17 protein-coding genes are annotated in these 19,825 nt (G+C 43.4%); 11 read left to right on the top strand and 6 right to left on the bottom strand.

Features of this window, described 5'->3' with window-relative positions; all coding sequences use genetic code 11:
* Window positions 1-51: 51 nt before the first annotated feature.
* From KHS38_RS04675 to KHS38_RS04685, 3 genes are all read right to left on the bottom strand, one after another.
* The gene (locus tag KHS38_RS04675; RefSeq protein WP_213487347.1) at window positions 52-630 is read right to left on the bottom strand and encodes a Crp/Fnr family transcriptional regulator; all 579 of its coding nucleotides are present in this window, start codon (window positions 628-630) and stop codon (window positions 52-54) included.
* Between the two features lie 120 nt (window positions 631-750).
* The gene (locus tag KHS38_RS04680; protein WP_213487348.1) at window positions 751-1,251 is read right to left on the bottom strand and encodes an FKBP-type peptidyl-prolyl cis-trans isomerase; all 501 of its coding nucleotides are present in this window, start codon (window positions 1,249-1,251) and stop codon (window positions 751-753) included.
* A gap of 24 nt (window positions 1,252-1,275) precedes the next feature.
* On the bottom strand, window positions 1,276-3,300 hold the full coding sequence (locus KHS38_RS04685) for a thioredoxin domain-containing protein (RefSeq protein ID WP_249665274.1): 2,025 nt from the start codon (window positions 3,298-3,300) through the stop codon (window positions 1,276-1,278).
* A gap of 208 nt (window positions 3,301-3,508) precedes the next feature.
* Between KHS38_RS04685 and KHS38_RS04690 the strand changes: the two genes are divergently transcribed.
* From KHS38_RS04690 to KHS38_RS04700, 3 genes are all read left to right on the top strand, one after another.
* Window positions 3,509-5,782: an ATP-dependent helicase gene (locus KHS38_RS04690; protein WP_213487349.1), complete on the top strand. Its 2,274-nt coding sequence runs from the start codon at window positions 3,509-3,511 to the stop codon at window positions 5,780-5,782.
* A gap of 291 nt (window positions 5,783-6,073) precedes the next feature.
* On the top strand, window positions 6,074-6,442 hold the full coding sequence (locus KHS38_RS04695) for a helix-turn-helix domain-containing protein (protein ID WP_213487350.1): 369 nt from the start codon (window positions 6,074-6,076) through the stop codon (window positions 6,440-6,442).
* A 230-nt stretch (window positions 6,443-6,672) separates the two neighbouring features.
* A complete protein-coding gene (locus KHS38_RS04700; protein ID WP_213487351.1) occupies window positions 6,673-6,969 on the top strand; it encodes a hypothetical protein in 297 nt (98 codons plus the stop codon).
* A gap of 17 nt (window positions 6,970-6,986) precedes the next feature.
* On the opposite strand, the gene KHS38_RS04705 is transcribed toward KHS38_RS04700, so the two are convergent.
* The gene (locus KHS38_RS04705; protein WP_213487352.1) at window positions 6,987-8,306 is read right to left on the bottom strand and encodes a tetratricopeptide repeat protein; all 1,320 of its coding nucleotides are present in this window, start codon (window positions 8,304-8,306) and stop codon (window positions 6,987-6,989) included.
* Between the two features lie 297 nt (window positions 8,307-8,603).
* On the opposite strand from KHS38_RS04705, the gene KHS38_RS04710 reads away from it, so the two are divergent.
* The 3 genes from KHS38_RS04710 (at window position 8,604) to KHS38_RS04720 (ending at window position 11,771) form a co-directional block, all read left to right on the top strand.
* The gene (locus KHS38_RS04710) at window positions 8,604-8,786 is read left to right on the top strand and encodes a hypothetical protein (protein WP_213487353.1); all 183 of its coding nucleotides are present in this window, start codon (window positions 8,604-8,606) and stop codon (window positions 8,784-8,786) included.
* Between the two features lie 138 nt (window positions 8,787-8,924).
* A complete protein-coding gene (locus tag KHS38_RS04715) occupies window positions 8,925-10,295 on the top strand; it encodes a dipeptidase (protein WP_213487354.1) in 1,371 nt (456 codons plus the stop codon).
* Between the two features lie 129 nt (window positions 10,296-10,424).
* Window positions 10,425-11,771: a deoxyguanosinetriphosphate triphosphohydrolase gene (locus KHS38_RS04720; protein WP_213488185.1), complete on the top strand. Its 1,347-nt coding sequence runs from the start codon at window positions 10,425-10,427 to the stop codon at window positions 11,769-11,771.
* A 118-nt stretch (window positions 11,772-11,889) separates the two neighbouring features.
* On the opposite strand, the gene KHS38_RS04725 is transcribed toward KHS38_RS04720, so the two are convergent.
* Entirely contained in the window at window positions 11,890-13,005 is a 1,116-nt protein-coding gene (locus tag KHS38_RS04725; protein WP_213487355.1) for a mandelate racemase/muconate lactonizing enzyme family protein, read from the bottom strand.
* Window positions 13,006-13,223: 218 nt separating this feature from the next.
* Here KHS38_RS04725 and KHS38_RS04730 point away from each other — a divergent pair, with 218 nt between their 5' ends.
* From KHS38_RS04730 to KHS38_RS04745, 4 genes are all read left to right on the top strand, one after another.
* The gene (locus tag KHS38_RS04730; protein WP_249665275.1) at window positions 13,224-13,952 is read left to right on the top strand and encodes a DUF4290 domain-containing protein; all 729 of its coding nucleotides are present in this window, start codon (window positions 13,224-13,226) and stop codon (window positions 13,950-13,952) included.
* A 205-nt stretch (window positions 13,953-14,157) separates the two neighbouring features.
* Entirely contained in the window at window positions 14,158-15,465 is a 1,308-nt protein-coding gene (gene murA, locus KHS38_RS04735; RefSeq protein WP_213487356.1) for a UDP-N-acetylglucosamine 1-carboxyvinyltransferase, read from the top strand.
* Between the two features lie 88 nt (window positions 15,466-15,553).
* Window positions 15,554-16,786 (top strand): MDR family MFS transporter, encoded by a 1,233-nt coding sequence (locus tag KHS38_RS04740; protein ID WP_213487357.1) that lies wholly within the window; start codon window positions 15,554-15,556, stop codon window positions 16,784-16,786.
* A 70-nt stretch (window positions 16,787-16,856) separates the two neighbouring features.
* The gene (locus tag KHS38_RS04745) at window positions 16,857-17,492 is read left to right on the top strand and encodes an HAD family hydrolase (RefSeq protein WP_213487358.1); all 636 of its coding nucleotides are present in this window, start codon (window positions 16,857-16,859) and stop codon (window positions 17,490-17,492) included.
* A gap of 9 nt (window positions 17,493-17,501) precedes the next feature.
* Here KHS38_RS04745 and KHS38_RS04750 read toward each other — a convergent pair whose 3' ends face one another.
* On the bottom strand, window positions 17,502-18,014 hold the full coding sequence (locus tag KHS38_RS04750; protein ID WP_213487359.1) for a DinB family protein: 513 nt from the start codon (window positions 18,012-18,014) through the stop codon (window positions 17,502-17,504).
* Window positions 18,015-18,193: 179 nt separating this feature from the next.
* On the opposite strand from KHS38_RS04750, the gene KHS38_RS04755 reads away from it, so the two are divergent.
* The gene (locus tag KHS38_RS04755) at window positions 18,194-19,750 is read left to right on the top strand and encodes a PQQ-dependent sugar dehydrogenase (RefSeq protein ID WP_213487360.1); all 1,557 of its coding nucleotides are present in this window, start codon (window positions 18,194-18,196) and stop codon (window positions 19,748-19,750) included.
* Window positions 19,751-19,825: the final 75 nt, after the last annotated feature.

Raw genomic sequence — 19,825 nt, forward strand, 5'->3', positions numbered from 1 at the left:
AATTGGCTAAGTCGCTATTCAAAAACGAGGACATTTGTCACCGTTTTCAAATTAGCGTTTAACCTGGGCATGCCGGATACGGCTAAGCGTTTCGCGCGAAACACCGAGGTAGGATGCCACCATGTGCAGCGGCACACGGGCAAAAATATCGGGATAAGTGCTTACAAATTCATCGTACCTTTCTTCAACCGAGGAGCTGATGGTGCTGAGTATGCGCCTTTGGCTTCGGTATAAATTTTGGGTAATTATATTTTCGGAAAATTCCTTTAAACGGGGAACGCTGACATAAAGCCCGTCAAAATTAACTTTATTCCAAAGCAGCACTTCGCTGTCTTCCAACGCATCAATTGTAAACGCAGCCGGAACCTGTTTGTGGTAGCTTTCGGGATCGGTAGTCCAACGGTGTTCGGGCGCAAATCCCATAATATACTCACTGCCGTCTGGCTTGGTACTGTAGGTTCTTAATAAGCCTTTACAAACAAATATCTTGTAACGGCAAACGTCGCCTTCGCGCAGCAATACTTCTTTTCTGCGCAGCTTTTTGCATTCTGCTGATGAACAGATTTGTTTCACTTCATCATCTGTAAAGTTTGCTTGCGTTTTAAGATAAGTTTCAAATTCGGCTAACATAGAGTACTCAAAAATAAATCTTTTAGCGTTTACTTATGGAAATATTTGGATTAAGCAATCCCAATAAACACAAAAAGCCGCCATAATAAAAATGGCGGCCTTTTACTTGGTAAATTTTTATTAGTGTTGGTGATGGCCATCCGGACCGTGAGCATGACCATGAGACAGCTCTTCGGCATTAGCCGGACGTACATTTACGATATTTCCTTTGAAATGCAATTCCTGGCCAGCCATTGGGTGATTCAGGTCAACAATCACTGCATCTTCAGCTACAGATACTACCTGGCCCTGAAAACGGTTGCCCTGGTTATCCTGCAATGGTAAAATAGCGCCTATTTCTGGAATTTCAGCACCAGCAAACATTTCTTTAGGCAAGCTGGTTACTGCCTCTTCACTATATTCACCGTAAGCATCCTCAGCAGCCAAACGGAAATCGAAGCTGTCGCCGGTTGACAGGGTGCTTAAATTTTCTTCAAATTTAGGCAGCATCTGTCCTGCACCGTACAAAAATGTTAAAGGCTGCTCAAGGGTAGCACTTTCAACTAATGCTTCGGTGCCGCTTTCCTGGTTCACATACAAATCGTATGTTAAGGATACTACGTGTTGTGGTTGAATTTTCATTTAAATACAAGTTTAATATATAAGCTACGAAAGCTCGATTTGTTTTAACGCGTCAGAAACACTGGTTAACGGCAATCCGCAGGTTTTATCTTTACAAATAAAGATCCGTGTTTCGTCGGCAATCCGGTTTTGCAACAAAGGTAAATTTTCTTGCGTTCCGCCCAACATAATTTTATTGGGGATATAGTGCTGTTCCAATTCCTGCCTTACCTGATGTACTTGGTTACCTGTAACGGCAATTTCATAAGTACCGAATACTTCCTCCATCAATAACATGCCCCAGTTGGAGTACGATGAACCATACTTGGCCATATAAGGCATTACATTACGCAACAATTGTGCAGCAATATCTTCATAATGGCTATTTTCGAGCAGTAAGCTCAGCTTATGCAGGTTGCGTGCCATAATAGAGTTTGATGCCGGTATAACACCATCCATAATTTCTGTTTTGCGCGCTATCAGCTGCTCATCATCGCTGGCTGTGTAAAAGAACATTCCTTCGTTATCATCATAATAATAGCGTATTGCATTATCGGTTAATTGTTGTGCCAGCTGCAGCCATTGTATATCAAAAGTAACTTCATACAAGGCAATGTAAGCCTCAACCACACTGGCATAGTCATCCAGAAAAGCTATAACCGGCTCGTTGGCTGCTGCTTCCTTTTTGTAAATACGGGTAAGTCTGCTATCGGCTTTTATGAGGTTATTTTTGATGAATGCGGCATTGTTTAAGGCCAGTTGCAAATAGGCTTCATTACCGAAAGTACGGTAGGCATCGCAAATCCCTTTTAGCATCAAACCGTTCCAGGCAGCCAGTATTTTATTATCCAGCCCCGGCCGGATGCGTTTACTTCGTGCTTCAAAAACCCGCGGTTTGGCTTGTGCAATCTTATCTTGTAAATCGGCGGTAGTTAACCCCAGTTGCTTAGCCAGTAACTCGTCCTGCTCTTTACGGAAAAATACATTGGTTTCTTCCTCTTCCCAATTGCCGGGTTCAGTTACATGATAGTAGATATTGAACAGATCCGCATCATCACCCAATATGGCTTCAATATCGGCTTTGGTAAAAGTATAAAACTTACCCTCTACCCCTTCGCTATCAGCATCGAGCGCCGAGTAAAATCCAAAGTCGGTCGACATCAGCTCGCGCTGTACAAAAGCCAGCGTTTCTTCTACAACATCTTTATACAACGGCTCGGAGTTCCAAACATATGCTTCGGCGTACAAACCTACCAGCTGGGCATTATCGTATAGCATTTTTTCGAAATGCGGCACATGCCAGCGGCCATCTACTGAGTAGCGGGCAAAGCCACCGCCTATATGATCGTATATGCCGCCGAAGGCCATCTTATGCAGCGTGAGCTTTACGTGTTGCGCTACATCCTCATCTTTAAATAAATGTGCATAACGCATCATAAACTGCCAGTTATTCGGCATCGGAAACTTAGGCGCACGGGCCATACCGCCCTCTTTTTTGTCCAGATAACGTTTCCATCCTTTTACAATGGCCTCAATGTCCGATTTGGCATAGTCGGGCTGTTCCAGTATGAGATCAACCGCTTCATATTGCTGTATGCCTTCCGTTAAGCGAACAGCATATTCAATGGCTTCATCGCGTCTATTGGTGTAAAAGTCGGCCAAACTCATCAGCACATTCATCCAGTCCGTTTTCGGAAAGTAGGTACCGCCATAAATTGGTCGCTGATCGGGCAGGCAAATGCAGTTGAGGGGCCAGCCGCCGCGGTTGGTCATGAGCTGTACGGCGCTCATGTAAATCTGATCCACGTCGGGGCGCTCTTCCCTATCCACCTTAATACATACAAAATGCTCGTTCATGAGAGCAGCTACCTGCTCATCTTCAAAACTTTCGTGTTCCATAACATGGCACCAGTGGCATGCCGAGTAACCTACGCTTACCAGCAATAGCTTATCCTCATCGCGTGCTTTTTGTAAAGCCTCGGGTCCCCAGGGGTACCAGTCGACAGGATTATTAGCGTGTTGTAAAAGATATGGAGAGGTGGAATTGGCCAAACGATTCATAGAAAGCATGTTTTGTTCTAAACTGAACAATGAATTACAGGTTGTGTGTTGCCAAAGGTAACCAAATGTTCGGTTAGCACTGAGGCACGCAAACACTTACGTATAACCATGGCGCTCTTATCATTCCTAATTTTATTAGCAACACGATTACTTTTTAACTTTCAGCTTTCGCCTTAAAAATCTAATTTTGTCGTTCTTAAGAAAAAGGGAGAAGATTTTGGATTACTTAAAGGGATTAAACCCGCAACAAAGGGCCGCGGTTGAACAAACCAAAGGTCCGGTAATGATTATAGCCGGTGCCGGATCAGGTAAAACCCGGGTTATAACCTACCGTGTAGCGCACCTCATCCACACTGGTGTGGATGCGTTTAACATATTGGTGTTAACCTTTACCAACAAGGCGGCAAAGGAAATGCGCGAGCGTATTACGCAAGTGGTTGGCCCCGAAGCGAAGAATATCTGGATGGGTACCTTCCACTCCGTATTTGCCAAGATTTTGCGCGTGGAGGCCGACAAATTGGGCTATCCCAGCAACTTTACCATTTACGATACCGACGATAGCAAAAGCGTGATCAGGGCCATTTTGAAAGAAATGAACCTGGACGATAAGCTGTATAATCCAAACTTTGTATATAACCGCATATCGGCAGCCAAAAACAATCTGGTTTCGTTTCAGGAATACCAGCAAAACGCGCAGATTCAGGCTGATGACTTTTCGAGCGGCCGCGGGCACATGGGTAAGGTTTATGAAATGTACGCCACCCGTTGCTACCGGGCCGGCGCTATGGATTTTGATGACTTGTTGTTCCAGACCAATCGCCTGTTAAAGGAGTATCCCGATGTATTATACAAGTACCAGAACAAGTTCAAATACCTGATGGTGGATGAGTATCAGGATACTAACTTTTCGCAGTACCTGATTGTTAAAAAGCTGGCCTCTATCAACGAAAATATTTGTGTGGTAGGCGATGATGCCCAAAGTATTTATGCATTCCGTGGTGCCAATATTCAAAACATACTCAATTTCGAGAAGGATTATCCCGACCTGCATGTGTTTAAGCTGGAGCAAAACTATCGCTCTACACAAAACATTGTAAATGTTGCCAACAGCATTATATCAAATAACAAAGAGCAGCTTAAAAAGAACGTATTCTCCGAAAAAGAAAATGGCGACAAAATTAAGGTAATACGCGCTTTTAGCGATAATGAGGAAGGTAAGGTAGTTGCCGAATCCATTATGCAGGAACGCACTACCCGCGGTTTAAAATGGAACGACTTTGCCATTCTATACCGCACCAACGCCCAATCGCGCTCAATGGAGGAGGCTTTACGCAAGCTTAATATCCCTTACAAGATATATGGTGGGGTATCATTTTACCAGCGTAAGGAGATTAAGGACTTAATTGCTTACTTCAGGCTTACCTCCAACCCAAATGATGAGGAGGCGATGAAAAGGGTGATCAACTACCCGCGCCGGGGTATTGGCGATACCACGGTTGACCGTATTATTGTAAGCGCCAATCAAAATGGCATCAGTACCTGGGAGGTAATCACCAATGCTTCCCAATATCTGGACGGACGCAGCGCCGGGTCGGTAGGTACTTTTGGCACCATGATACAAAGCTTTCAGGTTATTACGCAAACACAATCGGCGTACGATGCTGCCATGCACATTGCACAGCACTCGGGTTTATTGAAAGACCTTTACGAAGATAAATCGGTTGAAGGTCTGAACCGCTATGAAAACATCCAGGAGTTATTGAACGGTATTAAAGAGTTTTCGGAACGGGAAGATATCGAAGAAAAGACACTGAGCGTATTTATGCAGGATGTGGCCTTGTTAACGAATGACGATAACGACAAGAACCCGAATGCCGATACGGTATCGCTGATGACGATCCACTCATCTAAGGGATTGGAGTTTCCGCAGGTACACGTAGTTGGCTTGGAAGAGAACCTGTTCCCTTCGCAAATGTCGCTTAACTCACGTAGCGACCTGGAAGAAGAACGTCGTTTGTTTTATGTAGCCGTAACCCGTGCTGAATATAAGCTGACCATCAGCTATGCTACATCCAGGTTTAAATTCGGTACGCTGATCAATTGCGAGCCGAGCCGTTTTCTGGACGAGATAGATTCGCAATACCTTGAGCTTGATTTTACAGCCAAGCAGGCCAAAGGCAATCCATTTTTTGAGGAGGAGCGCACTGCCTGGAGCCGTAATAACGACACCTTCTCCAAGCCGAAACCACCAGCCAGTAAGCCCAAAACGACATCGTTGCTGGCTAAGGCTCACGTGCCTACCGCTGGCTTTGCCCCTTCGGATACCAATAAACTGCAAGTGGGCATGGAAGTAGAGCATGAGCGCTTTGGTTTTGGAAAAGTAATAAACCTGGAAGGTAATAAGCCTGATGTGAAGGCTACCATATTTTTTAAAGAAATTGGGCAGAAGCAATTACTGTTAAAATTTGCCAAACTAAGGATAGTAGAGTAAGCCTTGTGCTTACTCTACTATTAATACTGCCAATTATTAATTGGCAGTATTTACATAAATGCTTACTTAATTTTAAGGTAAGCAGAAACACGCTCCTTATCTAAATAATTCTCAAAGCGGGTAATTTTTTAACCTAAAGCTCTACTTAATTGTGGAATTATTTCAACAGAGTTAATTAAAAATTGTACTCAAATCGCTTAATTAACTCATAAACAAGCACTTTCATTATATGGCACAGGCTTTGAACCTTTAAACTAACGCCCTTTCCCCTAAACAGGCGTTTAAACATATATGAGTGCCCTAATTAACAACAAAGCAGTAAACTCGGTTGGTAACAACATCCGTACATTGCGCCATCAACGTGGCTGGAGCCAGGAAGATGTTGCCACTCGTTTAGGTATTTCTATTCCGGCTTTTTCAAAGATCGAAACGGGCATTACCGACGTTAACTTATCCAGGTTAGAACAAATTGCCACTATCTTCGAAATTTCGGTAGTGCAACTGATTGGCCTTGGCTTGACCGAAAGTGAGAAACAATATTCGAGCATGAACGCTGCACAGAAAAAATTAACCGAGCGTGAAAGTGAAATTGCGGATCTGCAACGTAAAGTAATTGAGCTTTACGAAGAACTGCGCAACAAAAAGCCAATGGCTGTCTGAAAAAGAAGCTGCTGTTTGGTATTTGTGACACTTCTGTTGCAAAAATACACACAAAAAGCAGCTTTCTTTTTTCTACCCTTGCCTAAATTAATGCATACTCACATTATTTCACCATAGAGAAATATATACCTATTGTGTGAGTATAATAGCCTTTTTTTTATTAAAAAGCTTTAGCAGACACCTTTTGGAGTAAAAATTGCCAATCATAGGTTGTAAAACAACTACAGGCTATGATGACCAATTATTTTATATCAATACCCCAGAATTCGACTGTTAAGGATGGTATTATACACGATCCGGAATCGAAGTTGAAGGTAAAGGTATATAACCTGCTAAAGTCAAAATTTAAGCCTCGTCGTGGCGAAAAACGTTTTTATGTAACCGCGGGTAGCGAAACGCTTGCGTTTGAGACACAAGGTTATAACAAACACCGTAAATTACTTATTTTGGAGATGGTTGCCTGGTATTGCGTTTACCTGGGTTTAATGGAAGCACAAATACACAGCCAGTTGCCGGTTGCCTGCTAAACAGGCGTACATAGCTACTACAATCCGGCTCTTTCAGGATTATGCAGCATATCGCTCATATCCATAATTTTGTCGTCGATTTCGCCAACGCATTTCACCATCATGGCAATGCATTCCGACTGATTGACAAGCCCTTCTTTTTCAAGGTTCATTAAACCTTTTAAGGTAGCGATAGGCCCCCTGATTTGATGTGAAAGGTAAGAAGAGTACTCAGACAACTTCTTGTTTTTGATTTGAAGATCTTTTGTACGCTCATCTATAATCTCCTCTAAATGATGATTAATGCGGTCAAGATTATCTTTTTGAACCGATATCTCATTATTCAGTTCTGTAAGCCTCTTATTAGTTTCGGCTTTGCGTTTTACGTTACCTACCAACAAAATTACCACAACACATAAAAGCACAGCTAAGCACACTACAGCAATAGTTATATTTCGGTTGTAACGCTGCTTGGCCTGTATCACCTCATTTTCTTGCTGCAGTTCATCCTGTCTGAATTTTACCTGATAAATATTCAAAGCGGCTGCGCTGCTGGCGCGGTACTGAATACTATCCTTACGATAAATACCTTGCAGGTAGTGAAGCGCCTGCTCAAAGTTTTTACGCTTCAACTCCAGTTCGTAGAAGCTGGTCTGATAATCGTCCAAAAGTTTTTCATTCTTACTAATCGATGCATAAGCCTTTCCTTCTTTCAACCATTTTTCAGCATCTGTGAACTGGCTTTGTGCAATAAAAATTTCGGCTAATGACAAGTTTGTACGTGCCACATATTGGTTTAAATCAAGTGCCTTAGCCTGTTTATTAGCTTCAAATAACAGAGACTTTGCCTTTTCATAATTACCAACCGCAGTGTACACAACCCCCATGTTCTGCAACACGGTAGTCAGCATTACTTTATCGCCGGTTTCCTTAACCAGCTTGTTACAAGCATCGTAATTAACTAAGGATTTGGAGAAGTTTAGCTTGCGCTGGTAAACATTACCTAAATTCAAATATATCGTAGCCAGTAAAGCTTTATTAGACAATTTCTCCGATTGATACAGGTTCATTGCCTCGTTAAAATACTGCAAACTTTTATCGTAATCGATATCAAGATATAATGCACCAATATTATTGATAACATTAATCTCACCTAAGGTATTATGTAGTTGGTTATGATAATAAGAACGGGCCTGCAGGTAATTGATAATAGCTTTCTGATCATTACCTAAATAATGCTCGCCTAATCCTTTTATACGGTAGGCAATAGCAACCCCTTTACCATAATTCAGTTTACGGGCTAAACGCAGGGCACGATCTGCATACGATACCGTTTGGGCGGCATCAGTAAGTCGCATATCAAAACCCTGATCCAATAAATTATTTACTTCTGTTGTATCCTGCTTTGGCTCAGCAAGTAAGTCAGCAAAGCTATCTTGACTAGCTATTAGGATTAAGAAAGTGACAAAACAGGCGAACAAGCTTTTCATTAAAACTTTATTACGATGAAGTATAGCAAATGTTATAAATATATATAAGATTGCCAGCATACGAAAATATAATATTTTTAATCTCCTATAAAAATGTGTAAAAACTTATTTACATTTGTTATGTTATATTAACGCATTACATAAAACACTTAAAGCTAACATTTTATGAAAAAAGTAATACTTGCAGCAGCGCTGATTTTCAGCATAGGCGCGGTGTCTTCTTGCACAAAAGAAAACGATGCAAAACCATCTGTACCAGGTAAAGTTTCATCTGTAGCTCCTGACGGCCCGGGTGATAAGGGCACTTTAGGCTCTGGCGATGGTACAAGACCAAGCCAAGGTGGTTAATTCATATAACACTAAGAAGTCTAAATAACAAAGGTCTGGCCATATAGTCAGACCTTTGTTGTTTAGACCGGAAGATTATCTGTGTTTTGAACTTACAAACTTCATAAGTTATATATTTGCCTTTCTAATTTTGTAACTATGCAAATTATCAGACAATATATTGATGAGCATAAACAGCGCCTGCTGGATGAGCTTTTTGATTTGCTGCGCTTAGCCTCTGTAAGCGCCGATCCTAAATACAAGCCCGAAGTTTTAAAAACAGCCGATTACACCGCAGCTAAGCTTCGTGAAGCAGGTGCCGATAAGGTTGAGGTTTGCGAAACAGCCGGCTATCCGATTGTGTACGGCGAAAAGATTATCGACCCGTCAAAACCAACGGTACTGGTTTATGGCCATTACGATGTGCAACCACCCGACCCGCTGGAGCTATGGCAAACGCCGCCATTTGAACCTACCGTGCGTGATGGTAAAATTTATGCCCGCGGCGCTTGTGACGACAAAGGACAGTTTTACATGCACGTAAAGGCTTTTGAACTGATGATGCAAACCAACACTTTGCCCTGCAACATTAAATTCATGATTGAAGGCGAAGAGGAAGTGGGTTCGAATAACCTGGGCATCTTTGTTAAAGATAATAAAGAACGCCTGAAGGCAGATGTGGTACTGATTTCGGATACATCCATGATCAGCATGGAAAATCCATCATTGGAAACCGGCTTGCGCGGACTATCTTACCTGGAAGTAGAGGTTACCGGTCCTAACCGCGACCTACACTCAGGCGTTTATGGTGGTGCTGTAGCTAACCCGGCTACTATTCTGGCCAAAATGATTGCTTCACTGCACGATGAAAATAACCATATCGCTATTCCTGGTTTTTACGATGATGTGGTTGCGTTAACGGAAGAAGAGCGTAAAGCGCTGAACTCCGCACCATATGATGAGGAAGAATACAAAAAAGACCTGGATATAGCCGAAGTATGGGGCGAAAAAGGCTACTCAACTTTAGAGCGAACAGGTACACGCCCTACCCTGGAAGTGAACGGTATTTGGGGTGGTTACATTGGCGAAGGTGCAAAAACCGTATTGCCATCCAAAGCAAACGCAAAAATTTCGATGCGCCTGGTGCCAAACCAAACTTCTGAAAAAATTACGCAGTTGTTTACAGAACACTTTTTGCGCATTGCACCTCCCTATGTAAAGGTAAAGGTTACCCCACACCATGGCGGCGAGCCGGTAGTGACACCTACTGATAGCATTGCCTATCAGGCAGCTAAAAACGCCATAACCGAATCGTTTGGTAAAGAGCCTATCCCAACCCGGGGTGGCGGCAGTATACCTATTGTGGCTTTGTTTGAAGCCGAGCTGGGCATCAAAACCGTACTGATGGGCTTTGGCTTAGATAGTGATGCATTGCACTCTCCTAACGAGAAGTATGACATCTTTAATTATTATAAAGGCATTGAAACCATTCCGCTGTTTTACAAACATTTTGCGGAGTTAAGCAAGTAATAGTAGCTTTAACAAAAAGTAAGAAGGCTGATAACGTTGTTATCAGCCTTCTTACTTTTTAAATATACTTATCCTCAGCATTTACCATCATTTGCTTTAATAATTTCGTTGTAAATTGCCGGCCTTATGATGCAATGGGAAAAACTGATATCGGCCAGGCGCTGGGGTGTTGCCAATAGTGATACGCAAGACCAGGATAAAGCACGCTCACAGTTTCAGCGCGATTATGACCGCCTGATCTTTTCTTCGCCTTTTAGGCGGTTGCAAAATAAAACGCAGGTTTTCCCGTTGCCTGGTAGTGTATTTGTACACAACCGCCTTACCCATAGCCTGGAAGTTGCCAGCGTTGGCCGCTCAATGGGAACCATCTTTTATCAAAATTTAAAAAAGCACGATGCAGAACTTGATCAACGCCTGCCGCTTATCAGCGAAGTAGGTAACATCGTAGCTGCCGCCTGTTTGGCTCATGATATGGGTAACCCGGCTTTCGGCCATTCGGGCGAAGCTGCCATGTCGAGATATTTTACGGATGGCGATGGCGCCAGATACAAGGCAGAACTTACAGACGAGCAATGGCATGATGTGATCAACTTTGAAGGTAATGCTAACGCCTTTCGTATACTTACCTACCCCTTTACAGGTAAAGGTAATGGTGCTTTTGCACTTACTTATACCACGCTTGCTTCTATAGTAAAGTACCCTTGTGCTGCCATTGCCGGGCATGTAAAGGGCAACATACATCAAAAGAAATACGGCTTTTTTCAATCAGAGCAAGCATCATTTGAAGATATAGCTAATGAGTTAGGTTTAATTAAAACACAGGAGAACCCGCTTATTTACAAGCGCCATCCGCTGGTGTACCTGGTTGAAGCAGCTGATGACATTTGCTACAGCATTATTGACCTGGAAGACGCGCACAGGCTCAAAATCCTGTCATACGATAAAATTAAAGAACTTTTACTGCCCATATGCAACAGTACCCGTTTAGAACCCTGGCTGGAAAGCGAGTTTGAAGATGAAGACGCCAAGGTAGGTCTGCTACGTGCTAAAGCCATTAACAACCTGATTACAGCCTGTTCTATAATATTTATGGATAATCAGGAAGCTATTTTAAGCGGCAACTTCAATCATGGCCTTACCGATGTATTGGAGGAACCGTTCTTAACGCCCTGGAAAACTATTCAGAAAATATCATATGAAAAGATTTACAATTATCAGTCGGTAGTGCAAATTGAAGTTGCCGGCTACAAAGTAATGGGCGGCTTGTTAGAGGAATTCATACCGGCACTCATTAATAACAGTTCTAAGTATGATAAGAAGCTGGTTGAACTGATACCAAAACAGTTTATAAGCCGCAATACAGACACCTACTCTAAAATCCAAAGCGTGCTGGACTTTATATCGGGTATGACAGATCTGTATGCGGTTGAGCTATACCGAAACATCAAGGGCATATCATTCCCGGCAATTCATTAGGACCAACCTCCCCCGGTAGAGAGGGGTGTTGATTTGCATGCATTTTGAAGGCAGGATAGTATATATTTTTTCTTGTAATTTTGAAGACCTCCCCTCCTTGTGAGGGTTTGAAAGGAGCTTACACTCGCCAATGCTCACATTTTTTCAAGAAAGCCGGATCCGCATCGGCTCCAATGCCGTGCTTATCTGCAATATCCAAAAAATAGCCTTTGTAGGTAACACCGCCTAAACAGGGGTCTTCCAAATGGCCCAGCATACAGGTATCCATATCGTAAAATTGGATATTAGTGCAGGCATAAACCAGGTGCAGTTGGGCACTTACGGCAATACGGCTTTCCAGCATCCCTCCCATCATACACGGAATGCGGTTTTGGGCAGCCAAATCCTGAATTTTTAATGCCTCGTGCAACCCGCCCGATTTGGCCAGCTTAATATTGATGTAATCGCACGATTGGCTCATGATCTGCAAACGCGCATCATGATGCGTGTAAACACTCTCATCAGCCATAATCTTTACCGGAGATAACCGCCTTAGCTCAGGCAGCCGGTCATTATTCCAGGTGCGCATGGGTTGCTCGCAAAATTCAATATTTGCATTACCCATCCTTTGCAGTGCATATACCGCATCATCAAAGCTCCACCCCTGGTTGGCGTCTATACGTATTTTTATATCCGGGCCAACAGCCGCCCTTATTTCGGATATACGCTCTACATCCTGCCGGGCATCCTTACCCAATTTTATTTTAAGGATACGGGCACCATTTTCTTTAAATGCAACAGCTTTTTGAGCCATTGCTGATGGGTCGGCAATACCAATGGTAATATCGGTTTCTACCTCACGCTTTTTGCCGTTTAAAAACTGATACAAGGGCAATCTCTCATTTTTGGCAGCAATATCATACAAAGCCATATCAAAAGCGCTTTTGATGGTATAGTTACCGGCTGCAAAATCATGTAACTGTTGCAAGCGGGCAGGTATATCCAAAGCATCTTTACCCACCCATAACTGTGCAAAATCGCGTGCCATGGCCAGGCAGGTTTCCTGTGTCTCGCCGGTAATCATGGGAAAGGCAGAGCACTCGCCTACACCATCAAAGCCAGCATCGGTATGTATACGTATCAGCACGTTTTGCGCATAATGCATGGTACCGGTAGCTATGGTAAACGGCTCCATAGGTATACTGAACCGGTAAATGTCAATATGCTTAATATAAACTTTATGCTGCTGGGTCATGATTAGTTTTTATCGTTAACAAATATTAGTACTTACTTGTGTAAAAAAAAATAGTAATATACCTGTTTGATACACCTTTGCTAACACAAAACGCTTATATTTGCGTTACTCTGATATATTTTTTGTAAAACTTATCAATTACGGCTGCTAACCCTTTGTTTTATACTTATATAAACCGGTTAGGCAAGCTGATAAATAAACTTTATTAAAACAACTACATGGCACAAAGAGAAATGCCTGCTTCATTTGATTATAACTCAACCCGTAGTAAACTTTTATTATCCGAATACGGCCGCAATGTACAAAACATGGTTAAGTACATTGTTAACCTGCCAACTAAAGAAGAGCGTAACCGCTATGCCAACGTGGTTATTGAGCTGATGGGCTTTTTAAACCCGCATTTACGTGATGTGGCCGATTTTAAACACAAATTATGGGATCACCTGCACATCATATCCGATTATAAGATTGATGTGGATTCGCCTTATCCTGTTCCATCGCCCGAGGCTGTTCATTTAAAACCGGAACCTTTAAAATATCCGCATCAGCGTATTAAGTACAAGCATTACGGCAAAACCATTGAAATGATGATGGATAAAGCCCGCAGCATTGAAGAACCGGCACGCCGCCAGCACATGGTGCAGGCTATAGCTAACTTTATGAAGATGGCTTATGTACAATGGAATAAAGATTCGGTAAGCGACGAGAGTATTTTGGCCGATTTGCGCGAACTATCTAACGGCGAACTACAGCTGGAAGATAATGTGAACCTGAACCGTGTAGAGTACCGCAGCCCTACGCAGGCGGCACGCAACAACAACCCGCGCAACAACAACAATCCGCGTAATAATAACAATAACCAAAACCGTAATAATAACAACAATAACCAGAAGCGCAACAATAACAACCAGAACCGCAGCAACGGCGGTGGTTCGCGTAAATATTAAGCTGCTGGCAGCATTTTACAAATTGTCATTACGGGCATGTAGCTATTTAACCGATAGAACGTTGCCCTTAATGACAATTTTGCTTAATAGCTTTTGTATTCTGCAAGCTATCTAAAACCATTCATCGTTTTTTGCAATTATTATTTAATCTTTGCATAAATTTTACTGCAGGCACCAGCCTGCCCCTTACTGATTATAACATAGTATGAAAAATGCGTTTGAAATAAATGGTGGTAAACGTTTAAAGGGCGAAATTATACCGCAGGGTGCCAAAAACGAGGCACTGCAAATACTTTCGGCCGTGCTGTTAACCAGCGAAAAAATCACCATCAGCAATATTCCTGATATTAAAGATGTCAATAAACTGATCGAGCTTTTAGGCGATATGGGGGTAACCGTAGAGCGCCTTTCGGCAGATACTTATACTTTTGAGGCTGCTAACATCAACCTCGATTTCTTCCAGTCGGAAGCGTTTAAGGCCAAGGGCGGTAGCTTGCGCGGTTCAATCATGATTGTGGGTCCGCTGCTGGCCCGCTTTGGTAAAGCATCCATTCCGAAACCCGGAGGTGATAAAATTGGTCGCCGCCGATTGGATACCCATTTTTTGGGTTTTGAAAAACTGGGCGCTAAATTCAACTACAACCCTGAGGACAGCTTTTACAGTGTAGATGCCACCGATTTGAGGGGCACCTATATCTTGCTTGACGAAGCTTCGGTAACCGGTACAGCTAACATTGTGATGGCTGCTGTTTTAGCCAAAGGCACAACCACCATATATAATGCAGCTTGTGAGCCCTACCTGCAACAGCTTTGTAAAATGCTGAACCGCATGGGCGCTAAAATTACAGGCATCGGGTCAAACCTGCTAACTATTGAAGGTGTAACGGAACTGCATGGCACTGAGCACCGCATGTTGCCGGATATGATCGAGATTGGCTCGTTCATTGGCCTGGCAGCCATGACCGGTTCTGAAATCACTATCAAAGATGTACAGTACAAAGAACTGGGTATTATTCCTGATGTGTTCCGTCGTTTAGGTATCAAAATGGAACTGCGCGGCGACGATATTTTCATTCCGGCTCAGGATCATTACGAAATTGAAACGTTTATTGACGGCTCCATCATGACCATTGCTGACGCACCGTGGCCAGGCTTTACGCCCGACCTGCTGAGCATTGTACTGGTTGTAGCTATACAAGCAAAAGGTTCTGTACTGATACATCAAAAGATGTTTGAGAGCCGCTTGTTCTTTGTGGACAAGTTGCTGGATATGGGTGCGCAAATCATCCTGTGCGATCCGCACCGCGCTACAGTCATTGGCTTGGATAAGCAGGTGCAGCTGCGTGGTATATCCATGACTTCGCCTGACATCCGCGCCGGTGTTTCCCTGCTTATAGCTGCTTTATCGGCACAGGGCAAATCAACCATTTACAACATTGAGCAGATTGAGCGCGGCTACCAGCATATTGACGAACGCTTAAGGGCATTAGGTGCAGACATTGTACGTGTCTGATGATAAATAAAACAGTATTTATTAACCACTGCCCCAACCGGCAGTGGTTTTTTTATTTTTATGTAAACCTGAACACATAACAAACCTTATGATTTCCTATACCATAAAACTCTATAAAGATGCATACCATGGGCTGTCGCGCAACAGCTGGTATCTATCATTGGTAATGCTGGTTAATCGCAGCGGCACTATGGTTGTGCCGTTCATGACTATTTACTGCACGCAGCAGCTGCACTTTAGCATTATACAAGCCGGTATTATTATGGCGCTGTTCGGCGCAGGCGCCTTAACCGGTGCCTTTATAGGTGGTAAAATAACCGATAAGTATGGTTTTTACGATGTGCAGGTTGGTGCGCTGCTAAGCGGCGGTTTATTATTTATGCTTTTAGGGTTGCAACAAAGCTTTGCAGGAATATGCATTGTTACGTTTATACTGAGCCTTTGTAATGATTCATTCAGGCCGGCTAATTCAACTGCTATCGCGCATTATAGTACTGATGCATCACGTACCCGTTCCTACTCTTTAAACCGGCTTGCCGTAAACCTGGGCTGGGCTTGCGGCGGGGCGTTAGGCGGCTTTTTGGCTTCAGTAAACTATCACCTGCTTTTTTGGGTGGATGGATGCACCAATATCTTGTCTGCAGTACTGCTGCTCATACTCATGCCCAGATCTGTTTATAAAAAGCCGGTTGCCATTAAAACACACGAGCCGCAACAAGTACAATCACCTTACCGCGATGGTGAGTACCTTACCTTCATTGCCCTTACCGCGTTGTTTGGTGCCTGCTTTTTTCAGTTGTTTACCATGCAGCCTGTGTTTTATAAAAGCCAGTGGCATTTGAATGAACAGTTTATCGGTTTTTTAATGGCGCTGAACGGCGTGCTTATTATTATAGTTGAGATGATACTGGTGCAGCGATTGGAAGGCAGAAGGCCTGCGCTCAATTATATCAGTGCCGGTGTGCTGGTGTCAGGAATTGGTTTTGCCATACTTAACACTATGCCGCCGGGTATTTGGACAGCTTTGTTTGTGGTGCTGTTAATCACGCTGGGCGAGATATTGAGTATGCCTTTCATGAACGCGTTTTGGATTGCCCGTACTACCAACAATAACCGTGGCGGGTACGCGGCATTGTATTCGATGGCATGGTCTATTGCCCAAATTATTGCGCCTGCTTTAGGCAGCCAGCTTATTTTACATGGCGGATACGATTTGCTTTGGTGGGTGTTAGGCGGAACCTGCTTAGTGACTTCTGTTGGCTTTATATGGTTATACAAATTCCGGAATCAAACACCTTTAGCGGGCAAATTGGCCAATTGATTTCAGTTAAACACAATATATTAAAACCCTAACAGTAACTCCCGGTTGTATCAGAACCAACATTGTAAATATGATCAAAGCCCTGATATTAGATTTAGATAACACCATCTATCCGGTTGAATCTATTAGTGACGAACTGTTTGTACCGCTGTACGACTTGATGGAGCAGTACCGCGATGAGGTTGGTGAAGACACGCTGCAGGAAGCCAAACAGGAAATGATGAAAGTAGCTTTCCAGAAAGTGGCAGACAAGCACCAGTTCCCCGAAGAATTGAAGAAAAAAGGTGTGGCCTTGTTAAGCGACCTCACCTATGAGGGCAACATGACGCCCTTTGAAGATTACAGCGAACTGCAAAACCTGGCCACCGACAAACATTTGGTTACCATGGGATTTACCAAAATGCAATGGCGCAAAGTTGATAAGCTGAATTTAAGACCAGACTTTATAGAAATTGTAGTAAACGACCCTGAAACAACAGAAGGCACCAAAAAGGAGGTTTTTCAGGATATTATGCAGAAACACAACTACCAGCCAAACGAAGTATTAGTTATTGGCGACGATCCAAATTCTGAAATAAAGGCAGGCAAGGACCTGGGTATGATAACTGTTTTATATGACCGTAAAGGCGAATACGGTACCGATCAGTCAGATTATAAAATTGCCAGCTTTACTGAGCTTAAATCCTTACCGCTTGAAATTAGCTGAGTCTAAAAACTAAGACTCAGCTTTTAAAACCTGCACGGTAACCAGTAATTGCCCTACATGGCGCATAGTATGCTCTGCGGAGTGCACATACAGGCCTATTTGGGTGGATGGCACCTGTGCGCGGCCTACACCTCTTACATCCGTTAAGTGTTGTTCGTCAGCTTGCCTTAACTGCGCTAAGGCAACGTCTACCTGGTGGGCAAATGCGGCAATTAATGCATCCCTACCTGGCGCATTCTCGTAAGGCTTGCCCTCGCTTTGCAAAGCAGCAAGTTGGGCATTAGACAAGGCTTCTGCCCTGGCGTAAGTAAACAAACGATCCAGCACGCCTGTAAGGTGCTGTAAATGGAAACCCGGCGAAGCCATTCCCGCTACTTTTTGCCAAAGCTTCTCTTCCGGAAAATTCTGCATTAACTCTACCACTTCTTCTCGTGCCTGGAGCAAGGCATGCGCTATGGGTTGCAGCAAGGCAGGTACATCAGGCAGCGGGCCCCGCAGCCATACTTCAGATTTGTTGCTCATATCAATATTGGTTAATATTCAATTGTTGTTTTACTGACTTTAATACGCCTGGTGGCATTACAAACATAACCATCCTAAGCCACCGGTATACCATCCGTGTAAAGCTTTACAATTGCCTGTAATTTCTTTTTAATTAATTTATAAAACCATTTATTAACAAGCTGCTTTTCTATGTATCTATGAAAAAGCATTTACTACTTATATGCTTGCTGGCTATATGCATTGCCAACAGCAAAGCTCAGCAGCTTACCGGCCCCATACACGAAAAATTCACCATGCGTGTGGTAGCCGCTAAATTAAGCGACCCCTGGGAAATAACTTACGGCCCCGATAATTATTTGTGGATTACCGAAGCAAAGGGATACCGCGTAAGCCGCATTAACCCGGCAACGGGCAGTAAAACCGTTTTGCTTGATCTGAACGGCGAAAGAAAGTTCCCACGGTATGACCGCATGCCCAAGGGCAGTAATCGTAAACCATGGCCGCAGGGTGGCTTAATGGGCATGGCTCTGCATCCGCAATTGTTAAAAGGACAGCCATATGTTTACCTGGCCTATGTGTATTATTTTGAAGGGGCCGATAGCACTGGTGACGGATGTAAAGTGAATTACGGCGGCTGTTTCTTTAAAACCAAGATTGTGCGATATGAATATAATGCGTCAACGCAAAAATTATTTAACCCGATAACACTATGTGATACCATACCCAACAGCAGTGACCACAACAGCGGCCGCCTGCTGATTGCCCCTGTCGGTAACAAAAGCTACCTATTCTATACTGTAGGTGATTTAGGCGCAGGCCAGTTTGATAACGGCGGCAGGCCTAACCATGCACAAGAAAAAAACGTTTACGAGGGTAAAGTACTGCGCTTCAATTTATCGCCCGATGCCAATACCGATGCTGGCGACAAATGGGTACCCGATGACAATCCATTTAACGGCAGCAGGCAAAATGCGGTTTGGAGCTATGGGCACCGCAATGCACAGGGATTAAGCTATGGTGTTATTAACGGTAAAGGCTACATCTATTCTTCGGAACATGGCCCCTACTCTGATGATGAAATTAACATTATTGAAAAGGGAAAGAACTATGGACATCCTTTAATTATCGGTTATGCAGATGGTAACTACAATGGCCTTGCAGCGAGTGTGTCTGACCGCGAAAGCTTGCCCGATCGCTGGCATACCACCTATCCTTTAATTGAGGATGAGAAAGCAAATGCAAAACGTATTGGCGCTACTGTTTATCGCGATCCGATATTGAGTTTGAATCCAAACAACCATACTATGCTAACGGATTTGTTCAACAAAGTTTTATCTCATCAGGATAACGGCGGCTGGCCTTCCGAAGCACCAAGTAGTATAGATGTGTATACATCAGCGGCAATCCCAGGCTGGCAAAACTCCTTACTGATACCTACTTTAAAGGGGCATAAACTTATCCGCGTAAAACTGAATACAACAGGCAACAAAACCGTTGGCGATACGCTCACCTACTTCAGTGCGGATGTGAGATACCGTGATATAGCCATATCGCCTGATGGTAAAAAGCTTTACCTGGCAACAGACAGCTCCTCAGTAAGCTCAGGCCCATCCAAGCAAAACCCGGATGAGGTACAAATTAAAGGAGCTATACTGGAGTTTACCTATGCCGGTCAGGATAACGGACAAAGCCAACCAGCACAAAGCCCGATGCAAAAAGAAAAGGCCACAGACTGTAAGCGTAATGGTAAATAACCATCAGGTTATTAGCTAAATTTTACCACTTGTTAAAGTAATGGTATAGGTATTGCTTATAACAGTCGTACTTAT

The sequence above is a fragment of the Mucilaginibacter sp. Bleaf8 genome, assembly GCF_018390515.1.
GTDB lineage: Bacteria > Bacteroidota > Bacteroidia > Sphingobacteriales > Sphingobacteriaceae > Mucilaginibacter.

What these genes read in the sequence shown, in the direction of transcription:
- KHS38_RS04675 (WP_213487347.1), bottom strand. Translation starts at nt 630, where the DNA reads ATGTTAGCCGAATTTGAAACTTATCTTAAAACGCAAGCAAACTTTACA.
- KHS38_RS04680 (WP_213487348.1), bottom strand. Translation starts at nt 1,251, where the DNA reads ATGAAAATTCAACCACAACACGTAGTATCCTTAACATACGATTTGTAT.
- KHS38_RS04685 (WP_249665274.1), bottom strand. Translation starts at nt 3,300, where the DNA reads ATGCTTTCTATGAATCGTTTGGCCAATTCCACCTCTCCATATCTTTTA.
- KHS38_RS04695 (WP_213487350.1), top strand. Translation starts at nt 6,074, where the DNA reads ATGAGTGCCCTAATTAACAACAAAGCAGTAAACTCGGTTGGTAACAAC.
- KHS38_RS04700 (WP_213487351.1), top strand. Translation starts at nt 6,673, where the DNA reads ATGATGACCAATTATTTTATATCAATACCCCAGAATTCGACTGTTAAG.
- KHS38_RS04705 (WP_213487352.1), bottom strand. Translation starts at nt 8,306, where the DNA reads ATGCGACTTACTGATGCCGCCCAAACGGTATCGTATGCAGATCGTGCC.
- KHS38_RS04710 (WP_213487353.1), top strand. Translation starts at nt 8,604, where the DNA reads ATGAAAAAAGTAATACTTGCAGCAGCGCTGATTTTCAGCATAGGCGCG.
- KHS38_RS04715 (WP_213487354.1), top strand. Translation starts at nt 8,925, where the DNA reads ATGCAAATTATCAGACAATATATTGATGAGCATAAACAGCGCCTGCTG.
- KHS38_RS04720 (WP_213488185.1), top strand. Translation starts at nt 10,425, where the DNA reads ATGCAATGGGAAAAACTGATATCGGCCAGGCGCTGGGGTGTTGCCAAT.
- KHS38_RS04725 (WP_213487355.1), bottom strand. Translation starts at nt 13,005, where the DNA reads ATGACCCAGCAGCATAAAGTTTATATTAAGCATATTGACATTTACCGG.
- KHS38_RS04730 (WP_249665275.1), top strand. Translation starts at nt 13,224, where the DNA reads ATGGCACAAAGAGAAATGCCTGCTTCATTTGATTATAACTCAACCCGT.
- murA (WP_213487356.1), top strand. Translation starts at nt 14,158, where the DNA reads ATGAAAAATGCGTTTGAAATAAATGGTGGTAAACGTTTAAAGGGCGAA.
- KHS38_RS04740 (WP_213487357.1), top strand. Translation starts at nt 15,554, where the DNA reads ATGATTTCCTATACCATAAAACTCTATAAAGATGCATACCATGGGCTG.
- KHS38_RS04745 (WP_213487358.1), top strand. Translation starts at nt 16,857, where the DNA reads ATGATCAAAGCCCTGATATTAGATTTAGATAACACCATCTATCCGGTT.
- KHS38_RS04750 (WP_213487359.1), bottom strand. Translation starts at nt 18,014, where the DNA reads ATGAGCAACAAATCTGAAGTATGGCTGCGGGGCCCGCTGCCTGATGTA.
- KHS38_RS04755 (WP_213487360.1), top strand. Translation starts at nt 18,194, where the DNA reads ATGAAAAAGCATTTACTACTTATATGCTTGCTGGCTATATGCATTGCC.